We start from the raw sequence: 18,437 nt of genomic DNA, 5'->3' as shown, positions 1-18,437 counted from the left end.
TTGTTCTCAATTGCACGATGGGCAAAAAAAGCCCAGCCTAGGACCGTACGGTCTTTGGCCGGGCTTCTGTTTAAGATATCAGGTAGATAGCTGCTTCAAGTCAAGCGATAGCTGACGAACGCCAATTGCCGGCTGTCCGGCGACCACGAGTTGACGTTGATCGTCCCCTGCCCGCCGAACAGCTTGGCAAGCGTGCGGGAATCGCCGCCCGCACTGGACATCGTGCGGATTTCCACGTGTTTGTTCGCCGGATGGTCGCCCGGGGCCACATCGCCCTTCCGATACGAGAGATAAGCCACCGTCCGCCCGTCGGGCGATACATGCGGAAACCAGTTGTTACTCTCGTCGAAGGTCATCTGCACCGGTTCGCTGCCGTCCGCGTTCATGCGCCACACCTGCATCAGCCCCGTTCTCACGGAGTTGAACCAAATATGCAGCCCGTCCGGGGAGTACTCCGGGCCGTCATCCAGCCCGGGGGTATCCGTCAGCCTCGTTTCCACGCCGCCGGCCGCGGGAAGGGTATAAAGGTCGTACTGACCGCTCCGTTCCGCGCAATAGGCCAGCGTGCCGCCGTCCGGCGACCAGCCGTGAAGATAGCTGGGTCCAAGCGGAGTCACCAGCGTCGGTTGGCCTCCGTTCAGCGGAAAAGTATAAATCCGCGACAGGCCGTCCTCCTGCGTATGGTGGCTGACCGCCAGCCGCGCGTTGTCCGGAGACAACACATGGTCGTTGTTGCACCGGTCGGCAAAGCCGGAGTCGATCCGCGTGCTCGTCCGCGAAGCGAGGTCAAACGAAAACAAATGGCCTCCGCTGTTATAGATCAGCCGCCAGCCGTCGCGCGTCCAGTTGGGCGCTTCGATCAGATGGTCGAATTCCGCCAAAACCGTGCGTTTCCCCGTTTCCGCCTCGATGATCTCCAGCGTGCTGACCACGCCCTGGCCTGCGGGGCTGCGGGTTTCTTCTTGGATATCCATGGTTATGCGCTCCTTTTGATTATTCCGTCATGACGGCAATCGCCTGCTCCAGTCCGAATACCATTTGTTCCAGCGCCATGCTGGGCGCGCCGGGATGATTCGACGCCTGCCCGGGCAGATAAGGGATGTGGACGAACCCTCCTTGCACCGGCTTGCCGCTGACGGCGATGTGATGCATCAGTCCGTAAAACAGATGGTTGCACACGAACGTGCCGGCCGTCAGGGATACCGAGGCCGGGATGCCGCTGGCCCGGAGCCGGGACACCATCGATTTGACGGGCAGCGTGGACCAATAAGCCGCCGGCCCCTCCGGCACGACCGGCGTGTCGACCGGCTTGTTCCCCTCATTGTCGGCGATGTTCGCATCGTTGACGTTAACGGCGATGCGCTCGAACGTGATCTCGGCACGGCCGCCGGCCTGCCCGAGACAAATAACGGCGTCCGGCGCCGTCTCCTCCACCGCGCTCACCAAGCGGCTGATCGATTTGCCGAACACCGTCGGCAGCTCCAGCCCCTCGATCGCGTACCGGCCGACGGATCGGCCCTGCAGCCGGCGCACGACCTCGATCGCCGGGTTCATGCGCTCGCCGTCAAAAGGCTCGAAGCCGGTAAGCAGCATTTTTTTCACCGCACGCCCTCCTCCCTCTTGAATTCAATCGCTGCATTACGGTATACTGCTGTAACAAACCTATATTGGGAATCATGCCTATGAAGAGCATCCAACTCGGAGGCGTTTTCGTCAAGGGGAACAGCGCGCCAAACGCGCAAAAATCTCCTCCTAAGCTAACCGGGTCCGCCCGTTACCGCGGAACTAAAGGGGATCGAACCGGATCAAAGCCGGTTTGGTCAATTTGGGTGGCACCGCGAGCATACAGCGCTCCTCGTCCCAATCGGACGAAGGGCGCTTTTTGTATTTCAATCGCAAAGGAGCGGATTGCCATGTTGGACATCAAATGGATTCGGGAGCATGCCGGGCAGGTTCAATCGGTAGCGGAGGACAAAGGAATCGAGGTTTCGATCGCCGGGCTTCTCCGTTGGGACGACCAACGCCGGGTTTTGCTGCAGGAAACGGAACGTTTGCGGAGGGAGCGCAACAGGCTGACGGAACGGATTCAGGCGCACCTTCGGGAGCGGGAGACGGGCCAGGCCGAACCTCTTAAGGAAGAGGTCAAGCAGATCAATCGCCGTCTTAACGGGCTTGAAGCAGAACGACAAGAGGCGGAGCGCGAGTACCTAAGGCTGATGCAGCTCGTGCCGAATATCGTCTCGCCGGATACGCCCAAAGGCTTGTCGGACCGCGACAACGTTGAAATGAAACGGGTCGGCGAGCCTCGGGATATCGGCTTTGAGCCGAAGGATCACGTCGCGCTCGGCCAGCTGCACGGGATGATCGACATCCCCCGCGGCGTCCGAACGGCCGGCAGCCGCAACTATTACCTCGCCGGGGCCGGGGTTCGGCTGCACCGGGCGGTGCAGCAGCTGGCCGTGGACCTGCTCGCGGCCAAAGGGTTTGCGCTGCTGGAGGTTCCGCTCATGGTTCGCTCGGAGGCGCTGCTGAATACCGGCTTTTTCCCGCTGGGACAGGATCAGACCTACCGGATGGCCGAGGAGGATCGCTGGTTGGCCGGTACCTCGGAGGTGCCGCTCGTCGCCTATTACCAGCACGAAATCGTCGACGTCGCAAGCCCGCTCAAGCTGGCCGCGGCCTCGCTCTGTTTCCGCAGCGAGGTCGGTTCGGCCGGCAAAGACGTGCATGGCTTATACCGCGTGCACCAATTTTCGAAAGTGGAGCAGGTCGTGTTGTGCGAAAACAATCCGGAGCTGTCGGAACGGCTGTTCCAGGAAATCACGAATAACGCCGAGGAAATTTTGCGGCTGCTGGAACTCCCCTACCGCGTGATGGCGGTTTGCACCGGCGACATGTCGCAAAAAACGTATAAGCAATGCGACATCGAGACGTGGATGCCCAGCCGGCAGGCTTACGGGGAGACCCATTCGTCGTCGCAGCTGCTGGATTTTCAGGCCCGGCGCTCGAATATCCGTTTCAAGGACCGGCACGGCAATCTGCAGTATTGTTACACGCTGAACAATACCGCGGTAGCCTCGCCGCGCATCCTGATTCCCCTGCTGGAGAACCATCAGGAGGAGGACGGCAGCATCCGCATTCCTCAGGCGCTGCGCCCGTATATGAACGGGCTGGAACGGCTCTCGCCGGGCGGAAGGTAACATTTTCCACACAACTATTCCGCCCCGGTTTCGTCCAACTATATAAATCCATCCAGAAAATAGGTGATTTATTGTGATGAAACCCGTTTTAACGAAACGGAAATGCGCCATCGCCTGGCTGTTGGCGGCTTCCCTCGTATTATCCGCCCCGCTGCAGGCCGGAATTGCGGAAGCTGCCGGGAACGCGGGTACTTCCGCTTCGACCGTGACCGACGTCGGCGGAGGAGGCGTAGCGATCGAGTTGGACGGACAGCGGCTGCAGCCGGAGACGCCGCCGGTGCTGGAGAACGGCAGCGTCCTCGTGCCGATGCGCAGCGTGTTCGAGGCGCTGGGCGCCAAGCTGGCTTGGGACGGTGCGAGTAAAACCGTCACGGCGACCAAAGGCGACGCGACGCTGGTGTATCGGATCGGCGACAAGGTGGCGCAGCTGAACGGCCGGACGATGGCGCTCGCGATGCCCGGACGAATCTCGGACGGCGCGACGCTCGTCCCGCTGCGGTTCGTGAGCGAAGCGCTGGGCAGCGAGGTGATCTGGGACGGCGCCGGACGAACGGTACGGATTACTTCGGCGTACGACTATGAGACCACCGTAGAATGGGGCGTCAACCTGCGGAGCGAGCCGGATGCGGATAGCGAAGCCGCCCGCAATGAATTACTCCCGGCCGGCAGCAAGCTGCACGTCGTGCGCGAGGCGGGCGCCTTCTGGCTGGAGGTGCGCACCCCGGACGGGATAAGCGGCTACGTTTCGGCCAAGCCGAAATACACCGACTATTCCAGCGATTCCCTCGCCGGCAAACAGGCGGACGAGCTGATCGCCTACGGCAAAACGTTCGAGGGAACGCCTTACGAATTCGGAGCTTCCCCGGATCAGACCCAAACGTTCGACTGCTCTTCTTTCGTGAAACGCGTATTTGAGGATACGCTTTCGATCGGGCTGCCGCGCGTTTCCTACGATCAAGCCAAGGAAGGCAAGGAGGTCGGCCTGGACGAGCTGCGCAAAGGCGATCTGCTGTTCTTCGGCGCGCGCGGGTTGGATATCGGCCACGTCGGCATCTATATCGGCGATAATCAAATTTTGCACACCTATTCCAAAGAGCAAGGCGTGCATATCGAGAAGTTTGACGGCCAGTGGCGGGATCGTTTCGTCACCGCGCGCCGGGTGCTGTAGAGCCGGCGGCGCGACAGGCCGGCCGGCAAATCCCGGAACGCCAAAGCCCGCGGAGGGGGGAATTCCCCTGCCCGCGGGCTTTTTTCATAGGGCAATGGTCAGGATCGGCTCAAATTCGCCAAACAGGTAACATGCTTGCCATTTTCTGCCGAAATATAAAGTATAGAGAATATTTCGGTAAGGAGGTGAATCCGTGCGGCGGACAGGCGAAAGATGGGATCACGGCCTGCTTGCGCGCATGGAGAACCATGTGGAAATGGCTGAAATCATCAAAAGCATCCCCTGCCCCACCAGCACCCGCCCCTAACGCTGCCGACTCGGCTGTGCCCGAAGACGCAGCCCACCGGCCCAAGGTGATCATCATCACCGGCACGAGCGGATCCGGGCGCAAGAGCGTGGCTACGCAGCTAAGCGCCGACCTGGGCATCCCCTATGTGCGGCCCTATACGACGCGCGCGATTCGCCCGGGGGAACAGAACGGTGCACATTATCATTTCGTCTCCGACGCGGAATTTCAAGCCATGGCGGACCGGCAGGAATTTTGCCAAAGCGCCCGCTTAGAGCGGGGGAGCTACGGCATCGCCGAGCGCGAGCTGGCGGAAGCGCTGGAACAGCGAGGTGCGGCCCTCATGGTCGTCAATTGGCAAGGCGTGCAGGCGTTTCGCAATCGATACGGGCCGCAGGCGATCCGGGTATTCCTCTACGTCACCAAGGAGGACATCCGGCTGCGGGAAGAGCGGGAAGGCGCGCCTCCCGAGGTAGTCGAAGAGTATTTGCGTAACTATTCCGAGCAGGTCGTCCACAAGAAAGAATCGGATTATTTGCTGCAAAACATCGATCCGGCCGCCACATTGGCGAAGATCAAGGTGTTTTTGCAGGATAGAATCTAGCGGCAAGCGGGTTGCCCCAGTCTTCGTTGACCGGAGCAGCCCGTTTTTTCGTTAAAAGGGAGCCTTGGGCGGTTTGCGCTTGACGGACTGCTTTTTTATTTATATAGTTATATACATGACTATATAACCATATAACTTATAAGGAGATATGGAGGTGATTTCCCGTTGAGTCCGTCTTTCGATGACAAGAAGCCGATTTTTCTGCAAATCAAAGAGCTTGTCGAAGACCAGATCGTCAACGATCAGTTGAAGGAGCACGAGCAGATTCCCTCGACGACGCAGCTCGTGCAGTTCTATAAAATCAACCATCTGACGATCGCCAAAGGCATCAATCTGCTGGTTGACGCCGGAATTCTGTACAAGAAAAGGGGGGTCGGCATGTTCGTAGCCGAGCAAGCGAAGGAACAGCTGCTGGAGCAGCGCAAGGAGCGGTTTCTCGACGAATACGTTCTGCCGATGCTACGGGAGGCCGCAAAGCTGGGGATCGCCGAGAACGACATGTACCTGCTGATGAAACAAGCAAAGGATGGGATTGAAAATGAGCCTTGAAGTAACGCTGGAACAGGCAAGCGTAACCTATGGACGCCATAACGCGCTAACGGACATCACGCTGGAGCTGGAGCCCGGGAAGATCTACGGGCTGCTGGGAAGGAATGGCGCAGGCAAAACCACCCTGCTGTCGTTGCTGGCCTCCTACATGGAGCCTACCGGGGGCAAGGTGCGCATCGGCGGCCGCAACCCGTTCGAGGATGCCGGGACGATGGCCCAGGTCACCTTCGTTTACGAAACCAACTACAGCGAGGAGAGCGAAAAAGTGAAAGGCATGCTGGAGGCAGCCGAGCGGTACCGGCCCGGCTTCGACCGGGCTTACGCCGATGAACTGGCCCGGATGTTCGGGTTGCCCCTCGACGTGCCGATGAAGAAGCTGTCCAGCGGGATGCAGTCGGCCCTGAACGCCGTCATCGGGCTGGCGAACCGCACGCCGGTGACGATCTTCGACGAGGCTTACCGCGGGATGGATGCGCCGACCCGGGAGATTTTTTACAAACAAGTGCTGGAGGACCATGCCAATCACCCGCGAACGATCATCCTGTCCACCCACCTGGTCTCGGAGATGGATTATTTGTTCGAAGATGTGGTCATTTTGCACAAGGGGCGGGTGCTGCTCCATGAACCGATCGACGAACTGCTGGAACGCGGCGCGTCCATTACCGGAGCTGCTGCCGACGTCGATGAATTCGTTCGCGGCATGAAGCCGTTGAACGTTCAGCAACTAGGGGGAACCAAGGCGGCAATGGTGTATGGGGAAATCAGCGGAGCCCGGCGCCGTCTCGCCGAACAAAAAGGCTTGGATATCGGCCCGGTCTCGCTGCAGGATTTGTTTATCCATTTAACCGGGGAGGAGGGTTCCCATGAAACTCAATCCTAATCCTGCCGCCAAACCCGTGACAAACGCCAAACGCGCGTTCATGATCGCCAGGGACATGTCCTGGCTCCAGCTCATTTGGTCCGCCTGGTTTATCAGCTTCGTGATTCTGTTTTACGCATTAATAGAAATAGACGCGCAAAATTTCCTGCCGTTCGCTTATCAGCCGTCCAAGGTGTTTATGCTGGTCATCGGCATCCTCTCGGTATCCGGCTTCCTGACCTTTTTCGTCAAGCAGGGGGTCACGCGCAAAGCGTACTTCTACGGTTCGTCCCTCGCGGCGGCGGCAGTAGCTTTGGTTCTTATGGGGTTTGTCGGGGTGCTCGGCAGCTTGCAGCAGCTCCTCTTCCCCGTTGCGCAAACGCGAAACTTCCTCGGGGAGAACTTCTCCTGGCCGTTAACCGTCCTCGTCTACAGCTTGAATATTCTGGTGTATTACGTGGCCGGTTATCTCATCGGCGCCGGGTTTTACCGGTTCGGCAAGATCGGCGGGATGTTGTATATCGTTCTGGCTCTTGCGGTCATTCTCATCTCCGATGTGATGTGGGAGTTCGAGCTCAAAGAGACAATTCAACGGGTGGTGTATCTTGGTGATATTTTGGACTTCCCTGTTTGGGGGTCATTGACCGGAACGCTCCTGCTGGTTGGCGTTACCTTATGGATCATACGGGCCACGACGAAACGGGTTCGGATCAAATTAAAATAACCCCCGGGAGTTTCGCATGCCCGAAAAAACATTGGAAATGGCGGTGCAAGGGAGTTTCCCTGCATCGCCATTTTCGTTTTCGGTTACGTCCTCGGTTGCCGCTCTCTTCAGCGGATGATGGGCAAGTCCCGGGTGATTGACTCTAACGCTGATGATAAGCGCTATTATGGCGAATCCTACGATATAAAAATTCTAACGACGCTGCGACACTCTATTCCTGTAAAAATCCTGATTTCGGTAACAAAAAAGAGATATAAGCTCTGTGGTAAGCACCGTGCTCAGCCGTTGTCCGGGTCCGTCAGATCGGCAAAGACCTGCAGGGTGTTTCCCAGCGACTGCAGCAGGTTGCCGATCGAGTTCAGGCGGTTCGTCTCCGTGTTGCCCTGCTGCAAGGTCAAATCCGCCTGCACGCCGTTGGCAATGGCCTGCAAGGCATTGCCGACGATGATCAGCTTCTCTCCGTCCTCCTGCACCGCCCTGCGGGTGGATAACGTCTTCGACTGGCCGATCGCCGTAAGGTTGGTCCCTACCGCCTGGAGCCAGGCATATGCCGCCAGCCGCCGGTTGAGGAGCGTCGGCCCGTTGCCGCCGGACCCGCCGGAGGACGATCCGCGAGACCGTCCGGCATTGGATCCGCCCGCCGATCTCGCGGACGAAGCGGACCCCGAACGGCCTGATGACCGAGCCGCCGTATTCGCCGGCACGAAAGCCGGCTTCTTGCCGGATCTGACGGACGCCGCTTTGGCCGCTTGCTTGACATATGCGCGGGCCGGGAGCCCGGATGGTTGTGAAACCAGCGGGCGCAGCGGCTTCCCGGTCTTTCCGGATAAGCCCGCTTTGGCGGTTTTTACGGTTTTCGCGGAGGCGGCTCCCGATCCGGTTCTGGACCTGGATGGCTTGGCTGACATCATGCTCCCCTTCTTTCCCGATCGATTCCACGCGAACGTTGCTACATTATACGAAGGGAAGTGGCGATGCGAATTAGGCCTGCAGCTTATTTTTTCCGGACAGCCGCGTACTTTGTGCGGTATTTCGGGTCTTCTTCCGCATCGGTCAGCGTTAGGGCCGGCATCGTTTTGTTCAAACCTGATGTTCCATGTCCAATGAAAAAGTATCCTTCAACCCCGCCTGCCCCTTCGCTGTGATCCTGACCGCCCGGTTGTGCGGCAGGCGCTCCACCCAACCAAGCTCGATCAACCTCTCCAACAGGGCGTTGCCGAGCGATCCGGCCAGATGGTGGCGCCGTTCGCTCCAATCCAGGCATTTGTGGGAGAACGAGCGGCGTTTGCGGAGAACCTGCAGCAGATCGATGCCGAAACGTTCGAAAAAGGCCGTACCCTTCTCCGTCACCTCGAATCTCGCGGTTCCCTCCCGAAGCATGCCATCCCGCACCAGGCAATGGGTGAGCCGAACCCCCAGGGTTCCCGCCAAATGGTCGTAGCAGGTTCTGGCGTAGCGCAGCGCCTGGTCTTCGTTCGCCTGCCGGAGCGATTTGATCGCCGCCGGCGGCGCGATCGACAGCAGGGACTCCATCACTTGGGCGACCTCCGGATTTCCGATGCCGTAATAGCGGTGCCGGCCTTGTTTCTCGACGACGACCAGGCCGGCTTCGGTCAGCTTGGCCAGGTGAAAGCTGGCCGTCTGCGGTTGAATTCCCGCCATTTGCGCCAATTCCCCGGCCGCATGGTACCTTCCGTCCAGCATGACGGTCAGGATCGCCGAACGGCTGGAATCCCCGATCAGCGAGGCGACAATGGCCGCTTGGTTATTTGCCGTTACTGGTTTCAAGCCGGATCATCCTCCTTTTGGCGCATGTAATCCATACTTCGATGATAGTGGTAATGTCCCCATTATACAATGAGGAGGAATCGAATTGAATCAGGGAGGAAACGAAGATGAACCTGGACCCTCAAACAGAGACCGCGGAGACCAAGCTCATTCAGCCGCAAATTTTATATTATGGAACGCCCGTCGTGCTGCTCACCACGCAAAATGAGGACGGGAGCTCCAATATCAGCCCGATCTCTTCCTCATGGGCATTGGGAGACATCCTGGTGCTTGGCGTCGGCGTGAACGGGAAAGCCTTCGAAAATCTGGAGCGCCGCCCGGAATGCGTCGCCAATCTGCCCGATCCGTCGTTGTGGGAGCAGGTAGAGCGGCTGGCTCCGACGACAGGAAAATCGCCTGTGCCGGAGAGCAAGCAAGCGATGGGCTTCAGGCACGAACAAGACAAATATACGGTCAGCGGCTTAACGCCGGCGGCTTCCCACCAGGTACGGCCTGTGCGCATCCGGGAGTGCCCGCTGCAAATCGAGGCCGTCGTGGAAGCGGTTCGCGTGCCGGAATATTCGCCGTTCTTTGCCATTATCGAAGCCCGGGCGGTTGCCGTCCATGTCCACCGGGACATGATCCTTGGCGATCATCACATCGACCCGGGCAAATGGAGCCCGTTGATCTACAACTTCCGGCATTATTTCGGTCTTGGCGAGCCGCTGGGAAAAACGTTTCGGGCGGAGGTGTGATGGCTTGATGGACTGTCCTCAGCGGACAGCCTTGTTTAGAACGGTATGGCCCTAGATTTGTGAAATTTAGGCTTCCTCCCCGCCTTCGGCCTCCCAGCGGGCAATTTCCTCCCGGACCCGCGGGGCCACTTCGGTGCCGAGCAGTTCGATCGCCCGCATGACGTCCTCGTGCGGCATCGTGCCCAGCGGGCAATGCAGCATGAACCGGGTAATGCCGACATGCTTGCGCAGATAGATGATCTTGTTCGCAACGGTCTCCGGATCGCCTACGTACAACGCGCCCTCCAGGCTGCGGGCCGCATCGTAGCTGGAGCGGCCGTAATGGCCCCAGCCCCGCTCCCGGCCGATCACGTTCATGACCGCCTGCGTGGACGGGAAAAACTTCTCGACCGCCACCTCCTCCCGCTCGGCGACGAACCCGTGCGAATGCGAAGCGACGGTCAATTTCGAGACGTCGTGCCCGGCTTGGGCGGCGGCCCGTTTATACATCTTCACCAGCGGCGCGAACTGGACGGGTCTGCCGCCGATGATCGCCAGCACCAGCGGCAGGCCAAGCACGCCGGCGCGAATCACCGATTCGGTATTGCCGCCGCTTCCGATCCAAACCGGCAACGGCTGTTGCACCGGACGCGGGTATACGCCCAAATTGCGGATCGCCGGTCGGTGCTTGCCCTGCCAGGTCACTTTCTCCGACTCGCGCAGCTTCAGCAGCAGATCCAGCTTCTCGTCGAACAGCTCGTCGTAATCGTTCAAATCGTATCCGAACAGCGGGAAGGACTCGATGAAGGAACCGCGTCCGGCCATAATCTCCGCACGTCCGTTCGAAATGCCGTCCAAGGTGGCGAAGTCCTGAAACACCCGCACCGGGTCGTCGGAGGACAGCACGGTCACCGCGCTGGTAAGGCGGATGCGCGAGGTCTGCGGCGCAGCCGCCGCCAACACGAGTGCAGGGGACGATGCGGCATAATCTTGCCGGTGATGTTCCCCTACGCCAAACACATCCAGCCCTACCCGGTCGGCCAGGACGATTTCCTCCACCACCTCGCGCAAACGCTGCGCATGGCTGATCAATTCACCGGTGACCACATCCGGCGTTGTTTCCACAAACGTGCTGATGCCGATTTCCATCTATGTTTCCTCCCGCTTCATTTTATTAACTATATTTTTGTATTTTACTATACTTTTCTCATAATGGCAAAAGAAAAGCGCCCAGTCCATAAACTGCGCGCTTCCGCAAAATCGTATTCCCGGAAGATATTCGGCCGGCCGCTATCAGCAGATTTGCGGGGAATAAGGTCGCCACAGTCCGTTACCATTTTAGAACCTCTTATTTCGTGCATATGCACAAATGAGATATACTTCTCGCTAGAGGACAATTGGCTGCGGCCAGATTCTTTTTTTCAAAAGGAGGCCCCCGCATGTTTCAGCTTTCCGAGAAGCAGGCCCAGGAAATCGTGGATAAGATGATGATGGATATTCCCTACAACATTAACATTATGAACGACCAAGGCATTATTGTCGGGAGTGGCAAAAAAGAAAGGGTCGGCACTGTTCACCAAGGAGCCGTGAAGGCATTGGCTACGGGGAAAATGGTAGAGGTGCGGGAGGACAAGCGCTTTGAGAAAAAAGGCACCAACGAGCCGATCGTCATCGACGGCAGGCGCGTCGGCGTCATAGGGATCAGCGGCAATCCGGACGAGGTCCGGCCTTTTTGCAATATCGTAAGAACAACCGTATCACTGCTGATCGAGCAGAAAACCGCGATGGAGAATCAGGCCCATGAGGCGAGCCGTAAAAAGGCTTTCCTGGAAATGCTGCTGGGCCATCAGGGCGCCTATTCCCAGAAAATCAAAAAAGAAGCGGCAGCCTATAAGATCGATCTGCTGCTAAAAACCTTGGTGCTGTACATTAAAAACTTAAAGCTGGATGACGGACTGTCCAAGCTGCTGCTGCCGTACCCTTCTTTTATTATGGAAGAGGACAGCCATCTTATTTTGGTGCAAAATCAGGCCGATACGGATATGCTCATCAAACGGTTGATGAAGAAGAGTCAACCCGGTGCCTTGATTTCCATCGGCAAATGGGAAGCCCATATCGCGGAGAGCTACCGGCAGGCCAAATCGGCCATGAATATCAGCCTTGCCCTGAAGCTTCCTGCAAAAGCCATTTCCTTCGAAGAAGTCGAATTCCTCGTCAAAATGAGCCATGCGGATCTGACAGGCAATATCAATGTCGTCGGCAAGCTGGAGGATACCGTGGACCTGATGGAAACGTTAACTAGCTTCATTAACAACAACTGCAGCGTCACCTTCACGGCCGCCGATTTAAATATTCACCGCAACACGCTCCAATACCGCCTGAAGCGGATTCAATCCCTGACCGGAAAAGACCCGCGAAATCTGCTGCAGCTCTTCGAGCTTACGCATGGTTTGCTGTCTTTGTACAAGTAACGAATGGCGGCTCTGAACCAAATGGTTCGAGGCCGCCCGTCTTGGTCTACTCGCTCAATTTGAGCACCCTGGCGATATTTTCGCAGGTGCGTGTTACGTTTTGCGGCCCTTCGGCCAGCAGTTGCTCCAATTCGCCTGCGCCGGGGACGATCCCGAATACCGCGTCAATTCCTTCCTCGTACAGCGCCTCAATCCCATCGCCAATATAACCCGCTACGGCAATGACTTTTTTGCCGGATTCTTTCGCGGCCTTGGCCACCCCGTAGGGGGTCTTGCCGAATTTCGTTTGAAAGTCAATGCCGCCCTCGCCGGTAAACACGACGTCCGCTTCAGCGATCTTTTGCTTCAAGCCGGTATGTTCAATCACGATTTCGATCCCCTTCCGAAGCACGGCTTGCGTGAAGATGAGCAGGCCTGCGCCCAAGCCGCCGGCAGCGCCTGCCCCGGGAATATCGCGCACGTCTTTATCCAGCTGCCGCTTGACGATTTCCGCGTAATGGGCCAGTCCGGCGTCCAACTGCCGCACCATTTCCGGGGTAGCGCCTTTCTGCGGGCCGAAGACGCGAGACGCGCCATGCTCGCCGCAAAGCGGATTGGTTACATCGCAGGCCACGATCATGCTCACCTGTTGGAGCCGGGGATCCAGCGCGGAAATATCGATCCGCTCCAGCCGGTCCAAATATCCCCCTCCGCGGGGAAGAGCATGACCGGCTGCATCGAGGAATCCGGTGCCCAGCGCCTCGGCCATCCCCGTGCCGCCGTCATTCGTCGCGCTCCCGCCAATGCCGATGATCAACTTCTTTATCCCCTTATCCAGACATTCGCGGATCAATTCTCCAGTGCCGTACGTGGTCGTAATTAGCGGGTTCTTGTTTCCCTTGGTCACATGATGAATTCCGCTGGCCGAAGCCATTTCGATCGCTGCAGTTACTCCGTCCCCAAGAATGCCGTACTGTGCCGTAACCGGCTCTCCCAGCGGTCCCTTCACCACCTTGGAATAAATTTGCCCTCCGGAGGCATCCACCAGAGATTGTACCGTTCCCTCTCCGCCGTCCGCCATCGGAACATGAATATAGTTCGCCGCCGGGAACACTTTGCGCAGACCTTTTTCCATCGCCACGCACACTTCCATGGCCGTCATGCTTTCTTTGAATGAATCCGGCGCCAGCACGAATGTTTTCGTTTTCATTTTCTCACCCCTATATGATCTTGGAAAGAAACCGGATTTCCTAGAAGAAAAACCCGTAGATTAACGTTGCCGCGATGGTCATCGTCCCACCGACGATGGCTTCGTAAGGAATGAGGCCCATCCGCTGTTTGATCGTCATTTTCATGGCTCCCGCCGTCACGTGGAAGTAGTTGCCCAATTGTTGAACACGCTTTCAGTATAAAGTTTGTCCCTCCAAAAAAATATTGATAAAGGGACGAAATGTATTGTGCAAATGCACTGTGACGTTTGTAACAATCATCAGAAAAAAAAGGATGCCCGTCTATTCAGACGGACACCCGTTTATAGATAAACAACCTTATTCCGCTACAGCCTTTGCAGCCGCCTCCAACGCGCCGATGACTTTATCGCACCAGGCGTCAAACTCCGGATCCTCCGTTTGATACTCCGGATGAGCCAATATATGTTCCACCGTCCGTTGGATGCCCTGATCCACCCGCGTGGTCGCCACAAAATCCGGTACCAGGCGCTTCAGCTTTGAATTGTCGAAAACGACCGTGTTTGCTTTGTCGCCCAGCAACCCGCCGCGCAAATCATTGGGACTGCAGGCCGCCAGAAATTCCGAAGCGACATGCACCGCGCGTAGCTTCACCCCTAAGGCGTCCGCGATGACCTCGTAAATCTGGTTCCAGGTTACGCTTTCGTCCGAGGTGATGTGAATCGACTCGCCGATGGCATGGATGTTACCCATCAGTCCGATCAAGCCTTTGGCGAAATCGCGGTTATGCGTCAACGTCCAAAGCGACGTGCCGTCCCCGTGAATAATGACCGGCTTGTTCTCCAGCATGCGCTTCGCCACCTGCCAGGAGCCCTTGTCGCCATGAACGCCCAGCGGAATGGACCGTTCGTCATAGGTATGGCTTGGCCTTACGATCGTGACCGGAAAGCCCCGCTCGCGGTACTGCTTCATTAAATAATCCTCGCAGGCGATTTTGTTGCGGGAATACGCCCAGTAAGGGTTGGATAACGGCGTCCCCTCGGTAATCCGGTAATCCGACAAGGGGGTTTGATACGCCGAGGCCGAGCTGATAAAGATGAACTGCTTGGTTCTCCCCTGAAACAAGCGATAATCCCGCTCCAGCTGGGCCGGTTCAAAGGCGATGAAGTCCGCCACCACGTCAAAGGCATGGCCTTCCAGGAGACTCGCCACTTCGGCTTCGTTGTTGATATCGGCCTGGATGAACCGTACGCCGGACGGCAATCCCTCATTCCGTCTTCCCCGATTCAAGAGGTATAGCTCGCATCCGCTTTCCGCCAATTGTTCGGTAATGGCGGAACTGATCGTTCCCGTACCCCCGATAAATAGCGCTTTCATAGAATCTCCTCCCAGGTCGTCTTTTGCCGTTTCCCCTACATGTTATCATTTTCCGGAGAGCAGTCAATAAAACGATATTAATTCTTTCCTATACGAAGACACGATTTTCCGGTAAACTAGGTCAGTGTAAAAAACCGGGCAGGATGATCCTGCAATTTTAACTTGGAGGCTTCTAGACTAACATGCACAACGCACCTCATTCCAACGTCAAAATCGTCACGGCCGACCCCAGCGCTATCGGCTTGTTTGGCCTTGCTATCGTGACCCTCGTCGCTTCTTCGCAGAAGCTCGGCTTAACCGAAGGCCTGAGTCTTGTCATCCCGTGGGCCATCTTCCTTGGCGCTTGCGCGCAGCTGTTCGCCGCAATCCAAGACGCAAAGCATAACAACACCTTCGGGATGACCGCCTTCGGCGCCTATGCCTTCTTCTGGCTGGCGACCGCCGGTTCCTGGCTCATCAAGCTGGGCGTGTTCGGCAACGTCCTGGCCGATGCGGCGGACGGCAAACAGCTTGGCTTTGCTTTTGCCGGGTATCTGATCTTCACCCTGTTCATGACGATTGGGGCAACGGAAACCCATAAAGTATTGTTTTTTATTTTCGTGCTGATCGATCTGTTGTTTCTGGGCTTAACGCTGGACGCCTTCGAAATCGTTCCGGCTTTCTTCCACAATCTGGCGGCTTTCGCCGAGATGGGCATTGCCCTCCTCTCGTTATACGGAGCCGGAGCAGCGGTATTGAACACGCATTTGGGACGCGTCTTTTTGCCGGTCGGCCAACCTTTCGGCATCTTCAAATCCCGGGCCTGACCCGATTCCCGTCCCGAAGCGCGTTCTCCATTATATGAAAAGAATGTGATGAATATTGAAGCAGGTTCTGGCACGTCAGAAAACTAACGCCTTTCTGGAAAAGCATCTGTCCGGCGAGACGATGGATTACCGGCAAATCATCGCCTTGTTTTTGCCGATCTTGATCGACCAGGCTTTTATCATCGGCCTCAATCTGGTCAACACCGCCATGATCAGTTCGTCCGGCGTGGCGGCGGTCAGCGCGGTAAACATCGTCGACTCGCTCAACATCTTCCTGATCAACGTATTCGTGGCCGTGGCCACCGGCGGTACGGTGGTGGTCGCCCAGTACAAAGGCAGCGGCAATGACCGAAACGTCTCCCGCGCTTCCGCGGCGACGGTGACCTCGGTGTCCTTGCTGTCCCTGGGGATCGCCCTGCTCCTGATCGGCTTTCACAATCCGATCCTGAGCTTGTTGTTCGGCGCCGCCTCCGCCGATGTTCTGGACAGCGCCCGCGTGTACCTGATCGGCAGCAGCATTTCCTATGCCGGCCTGGCGGTGGTCCAGGCGGTGTGCGCCGCCTTGCGGGGGATCGGCAAAACCCGGGCTTCGCTGGCTCTATCGCTCATCATGAACCTGCTTTACGTGCTGCTGAATATCGTATTGATTACGCTAATGGATATGGGCGTGCTCGGCATGACCCTGGCGATCAATATTGCCCGCTATGCCGGTGCGGCCTGCGCCCTGTACTATCTGTTCAAAATGGAGGCTTCGCTGCATCTGCATCTTCGCGACCTGTTCCATTTCCCGCTGGAGATGCTGCGCAAAATCCTGTTCATCGGGCTCCCCTTTGCGGCGGAGCAGATGTTCTTTAACGGGGGCAAGCTGCTGACCCAGGTGTTCATCGTCAGCCTGGGCACCTACGCGATCGCCACCAATGCCATCGGCGGCGCGCTGGCGGGGGTGTTCCAAATTCCGGCCAGCGCCTTGTCGCTGACGATCGTCACGGTCGTCGGCCAATGCATCGGACGCGGCAACATCCCCGACGCCAGGAAGTTCATCAAATCCTTCCTCTGGCTCGGTTCGGGTTCGCTGGCTTTGATCAGCCTGATCCTGCTGCCGTTCTTCAAGCTGCTCGTCGGCATTTTCGAACCGCCGTCCGAGATCGTCGGCGACATCTTCCTCGTGCTGCTGGTGAGCGCGATCGCCCAGATTCCCCTCTGGCCGGTCAGCTTCATCCTGCCGTCCGCGCTGCGGGCCGCGGGGGATTCGCGTTTCACCTCCGTGACTTCGATGTTGACGATGTGGCTGTTCCGGGTGATCTTCGGATACGTCCTGGGCATCACGTTCGGCCTGGGCATCCTCGGAGTTTGGCTGGCGATGTGCTGCGAATGGGGCGTGCGCGGCGCGATCTTCCTCTGGCGTTTCCGCGGGAAGAAGTGGTTTGCGCATAAGCTGATTTAAGCGGCAGGACTCCATGAATCGAAAGGGACCCGAACCCGGGTCCCTTTTTCCATGAAGTGCCATGGTTCCCGAGGCCGCCATCTCTTCAATCGCCCTTCCCAAAAACCGATGATAATACTATTCGACCCAAATCGACATCCGATCACCTTAGAATCAACTTGTTTAGGAGATGTTCCTTTGCTCGATATCGCGCCATTTCATAACGAACGCCATAAAAGCCACGAACACCGCCTCCATCGTCTATTGCAGAGCTGCGGGCACAACTCGCATACCCATTTGTATTACCTGGGCGATAAAACATGGTTTTGGGACATGGAACACGAAGCGTGCCTCGCGTACCGCCGCGCCGGTAACCGCTGCATCGTGCTGGGAGACCCCCTGGGCCAACCCGAGGCCATCCCCCGGGTGATCGCCCAGTTTACGGACAGCTGCCGGGTCAACGGGCATATACCGGTCTTTTACCAAGCCAAGGCGTCCCTACTGCCGCTGTATAGACAGTTCGGTTTCGACTGCCTGAAAATCGGGGAGGAGGCCCAGGTGCATCTGCCCGAATTCCATCTATCCGGCAAGGCCTGGTTGAAGCTGCGCAACCGGATGAGCAAATTGCAGCGGACCGGCTTCTCCTTCGATGTCTTGCTGCCCCCGTACGAGGACCGCTTGCTGGACCGGCTTCAAGCCGTTTCCGAGGAATGGCTGGGCCAGCGGAAGGAGAAAAGCTTCTCCGTAGGGGCTTTCTCCCGCGACTACGTCAACCGCTTCCCCGTAGCCGTGCTTTTGGGTCCGGACGGAGAGTGCGAGGCGTTCGCTTCCTTAGGCGGCGACCTCCCCATGTCTCCGACGGTACGGCAAAAACCCGCCGTCGCCCGCCAAATGACGGTTGACCTGATGCGTTATACGAAGGCTTGCCCGCACGGGGCCATGGATGTCTTATTCGCCTCCCTGTTCCTGTGGGCCAAGGAACGCCAATACGATTACTGCAGTTTGGGAGTGGCCCCGTTGGCCAACGCACTCGACCTTCCGATGGCGAAGTGGATCTATAAATACGGAAACCGGATCTATAATTTCAAGGGACTTTATGATTACAAGAACAAATTCGCTCCCGTCTGGCGCGATGTCTATCTGGTTTACCCGCCGTCGGCCATGCCGCTTACGCTGGCTCTCCTGATCCGGATGATCCATACGCCTATCACCTGCAAAGAGGACCCGCAGCAGCACTCGCCTCATTCACCTGATATTCTCTGAGCGTCCGATTCCGTACCTCCGAGGAAACAAGCCGGGAACG

18 protein-coding genes and 1 pseudogene are annotated in these 18,437 nt (G+C 57.6%); 11 read left to right on the top strand and 8 right to left on the bottom strand.

Annotation, left to right across the window (positions count from 1 at the left end; genetic code table 11):
- Positions 1–95: 95 nt before the first annotated feature.
- Positions 96–974, bottom strand: a complete 879-nt coding sequence (locus ACQ4N8_RS11315; RefSeq protein ID WP_430704460.1) for a TolB family protein — start codon at positions 972–974, stop codon at positions 96–98.
- A gap of 19 nt (positions 975–993) precedes the next feature.
- Positions 994–1,602: a pyroglutamyl-peptidase I gene (gene pcp / locus ACQ4N8_RS11310; RefSeq protein ID WP_430704459.1), complete on the bottom strand. Its 609-nt coding sequence runs from the start codon at positions 1,600–1,602 to the stop codon at positions 994–996.
- A 311-nt stretch (positions 1,603–1,913) separates the two neighbouring features.
- Between pcp and serS the strand changes: the two genes are divergently transcribed.
- From serS to ACQ4N8_RS11280, 6 genes are all read left to right on the top strand, one after another.
- A complete protein-coding gene (gene serS, locus ACQ4N8_RS11305) occupies positions 1,914–3,200 on the top strand; it encodes a serine--tRNA ligase (RefSeq protein WP_430704458.1) in 1,287 nt (428 codons plus the stop codon).
- A gap of 76 nt (positions 3,201–3,276) precedes the next feature.
- Positions 3,277–4,368 (top strand): stalk domain-containing protein, encoded by a 1,092-nt coding sequence (locus ACQ4N8_RS11300; protein WP_430704457.1) that lies wholly within the window; start codon positions 3,277–3,279, stop codon positions 4,366–4,368.
- Between the two features lie 323 nt (positions 4,369–4,691).
- A complete protein-coding gene (locus tag ACQ4N8_RS11295; protein WP_430704456.1) occupies positions 4,692–5,258 on the top strand; it encodes a guanylate kinase in 567 nt (188 codons plus the stop codon).
- A 165-nt stretch (positions 5,259–5,423) separates the two neighbouring features.
- Positions 5,424–5,807, top strand: coding sequence for a GntR family transcriptional regulator (locus ACQ4N8_RS11290; RefSeq protein WP_430704455.1), 384 nt, complete (start codon positions 5,424–5,426; stop codon positions 5,805–5,807).
- Positions 5,797–6,687, top strand: coding sequence for an ATP-binding cassette domain-containing protein (locus ACQ4N8_RS11285; RefSeq protein ID WP_430704454.1), 891 nt, complete (start codon positions 5,797–5,799; stop codon positions 6,685–6,687). The genes ACQ4N8_RS11290 and ACQ4N8_RS11285 overlap by 11 nt, the downstream gene beginning before the upstream one ends.
- On the top strand, positions 6,671–7,390 hold the full coding sequence (locus ACQ4N8_RS11280) for a hypothetical protein (protein ID WP_430704453.1): 720 nt from the start codon (positions 6,671–6,673) through the stop codon (positions 7,388–7,390). Before ACQ4N8_RS11285 ends, ACQ4N8_RS11280 begins: the two co-directional genes overlap by 17 nt.
- Positions 7,391–7,668: 278 nt before the next feature.
- Here ACQ4N8_RS11280 and ACQ4N8_RS11275 read toward each other — a convergent pair whose 3' ends face one another.
- Positions 7,669–8,298 carry a DUF6944 family repetitive protein gene (locus tag ACQ4N8_RS11275; protein WP_430704452.1) on the bottom strand — a complete coding sequence of 210 codons (630 nt, stop codon included), beginning with the start codon at positions 8,296–8,298 and terminating at the stop codon, positions 7,669–7,671.
- Between the two features lie 172 nt (positions 8,299–8,470).
- Complete coding sequence (locus tag ACQ4N8_RS11270; RefSeq protein ID WP_430704451.1) at positions 8,471–9,178, bottom strand: ArsR/SmtB family transcription factor; 708 nt, start codon at positions 9,176–9,178, stop codon at positions 8,471–8,473.
- A 107-nt stretch (positions 9,179–9,285) separates the two neighbouring features.
- Between ACQ4N8_RS11270 and ACQ4N8_RS11265 the strand changes: the two genes are divergently transcribed.
- Positions 9,286–9,912 (top strand): flavin reductase, encoded by a 627-nt coding sequence (locus ACQ4N8_RS11265; RefSeq protein WP_430704449.1) that lies wholly within the window; start codon positions 9,286–9,288, stop codon positions 9,910–9,912.
- Between the two features lie 66 nt (positions 9,913–9,978).
- Here ACQ4N8_RS11265 and ACQ4N8_RS11260 read toward each other — a convergent pair whose 3' ends face one another.
- Entirely contained in the window at positions 9,979–11,040 is a 1,062-nt protein-coding gene (locus ACQ4N8_RS11260; protein ID WP_430704448.1) for an LLM class flavin-dependent oxidoreductase, read from the bottom strand.
- Between the two features lie 290 nt (positions 11,041–11,330).
- Between ACQ4N8_RS11260 and ACQ4N8_RS11255 the strand changes: the two genes are divergently transcribed.
- Entirely contained in the window at positions 11,331–12,362 is a 1,032-nt protein-coding gene (locus tag ACQ4N8_RS11255) for a CdaR family transcriptional regulator (protein ID WP_430704447.1), read from the top strand.
- A gap of 46 nt (positions 12,363–12,408) precedes the next feature.
- Here ACQ4N8_RS11255 and ACQ4N8_RS11250 read toward each other — a convergent pair whose 3' ends face one another.
- From ACQ4N8_RS11250 to ACQ4N8_RS11240, 3 genes and pseudogenes are all read right to left on the bottom strand, one after another.
- On the bottom strand, positions 12,409–13,551 hold the full coding sequence (locus tag ACQ4N8_RS11250) for a glycerate kinase family protein (RefSeq protein ID WP_430704446.1): 1,143 nt from the start codon (positions 13,549–13,551) through the stop codon (positions 12,409–12,411).
- Positions 13,552–13,591: 40 nt separating this feature from the next.
- Positions 13,592–13,726: pseudogene (locus tag ACQ4N8_RS11245) on the bottom strand (GntP family permease); the annotation flags it as partial.
- Positions 13,727–13,888: 162 nt separating this feature from the next.
- Positions 13,889–14,905 carry an SDR family oxidoreductase gene (locus tag ACQ4N8_RS11240; RefSeq protein ID WP_430704445.1) on the bottom strand — a complete coding sequence of 339 codons (1,017 nt, stop codon included), beginning with the start codon at positions 14,903–14,905 and terminating at the stop codon, positions 13,889–13,891.
- A gap of 182 nt (positions 14,906–15,087) precedes the next feature.
- Between ACQ4N8_RS11240 and ACQ4N8_RS11235 the strand changes: the two genes are divergently transcribed.
- The 3 genes from ACQ4N8_RS11235 to ACQ4N8_RS11225 all read left to right on the top strand — a co-directional run bounded on the left by ACQ4N8_RS11235 (position 15,088) and on the right by ACQ4N8_RS11225 (position 18,397).
- On the top strand, positions 15,088–15,711 hold the full coding sequence (locus ACQ4N8_RS11235) for an acetate uptake transporter (protein WP_430704444.1): 624 nt from the start codon (positions 15,088–15,090) through the stop codon (positions 15,709–15,711).
- A 121-nt stretch (positions 15,712–15,832) separates the two neighbouring features.
- The gene (locus ACQ4N8_RS11230; protein WP_430704508.1) at positions 15,833–17,155 is read left to right on the top strand and encodes an MATE family efflux transporter; all 1,323 of its coding nucleotides are present in this window, start codon (positions 15,833–15,835) and stop codon (positions 17,153–17,155) included.
- 177 nt (positions 17,156–17,332) lie between these two features.
- Positions 17,333–18,397, top strand: a complete 1,065-nt coding sequence (locus ACQ4N8_RS11225) for a phosphatidylglycerol lysyltransferase domain-containing protein (protein ID WP_430704443.1) — start codon at positions 17,333–17,335, stop codon at positions 18,395–18,397.
- Positions 18,398–18,437: the final 40 nt, after the last annotated feature.

It is taken from the genome of Paenibacillus macerans (genome assembly GCF_050565405.1).
Lineage (GTDB): Bacteria > Bacillota > Bacilli > Paenibacillales > Paenibacillaceae > Fontibacillus > Fontibacillus macerans_B.
Note: the sequence above shows the minus strand (reverse complement) of the source record. Positions and strands in the feature narration are given on the sequence as shown.

Bases quoted from the DNA above. Each gene is read 5' to 3' on its own strand.
- ACQ4N8_RS11240 (WP_430704445.1), bottom strand. From the start codon at position 14,905: ATGAAAGCGCTATTTATCGGGGGTACGGGAACGATCAGTTCCGCCATT.
- ACQ4N8_RS11315 (WP_430704460.1), bottom strand. From the start codon at position 974: ATGGATATCCAAGAAGAAACCCGCAGCCCCGCAGGCCAGGGCGTGGTC.
- ACQ4N8_RS11285 (WP_430704454.1), top strand. From the start codon at position 5,797: ATGAGCCTTGAAGTAACGCTGGAACAGGCAAGCGTAACCTATGGACGC.
- ACQ4N8_RS11235 (WP_430704444.1), top strand. From the start codon at position 15,088: ATGCACAACGCACCTCATTCCAACGTCAAAATCGTCACGGCCGACCCC.
- ACQ4N8_RS11230 (WP_430704508.1), top strand. From the start codon at position 15,833: ATGGATTACCGGCAAATCATCGCCTTGTTTTTGCCGATCTTGATCGAC.
- ACQ4N8_RS11260 (WP_430704448.1), bottom strand. From the start codon at position 11,040: ATGGAAATCGGCATCAGCACGTTTGTGGAAACAACGCCGGATGTGGTC.
- ACQ4N8_RS11255 (WP_430704447.1), top strand. From the start codon at position 11,331: ATGTTTCAGCTTTCCGAGAAGCAGGCCCAGGAAATCGTGGATAAGATG.
- serS (WP_430704458.1), top strand. From the start codon at position 1,914: ATGTTGGACATCAAATGGATTCGGGAGCATGCCGGGCAGGTTCAATCG.
- ACQ4N8_RS11280 (WP_430704453.1), top strand. From the start codon at position 6,671: ATGAAACTCAATCCTAATCCTGCCGCCAAACCCGTGACAAACGCCAAA.
- ACQ4N8_RS11265 (WP_430704449.1), top strand. From the start codon at position 9,286: ATGAACCTGGACCCTCAAACAGAGACCGCGGAGACCAAGCTCATTCAG.
- ACQ4N8_RS11300 (WP_430704457.1), top strand. From the start codon at position 3,277: ATGAAACCCGTTTTAACGAAACGGAAATGCGCCATCGCCTGGCTGTTG.
- ACQ4N8_RS11275 (WP_430704452.1), bottom strand. From the start codon at position 8,298: ATGTCAGCCAAGCCATCCAGGTCCAGAACCGGATCGGGAGCCGCCTCC.
- ACQ4N8_RS11250 (WP_430704446.1), bottom strand. From the start codon at position 13,551: ATGAAAACGAAAACATTCGTGCTGGCGCCGGATTCATTCAAAGAAAGC.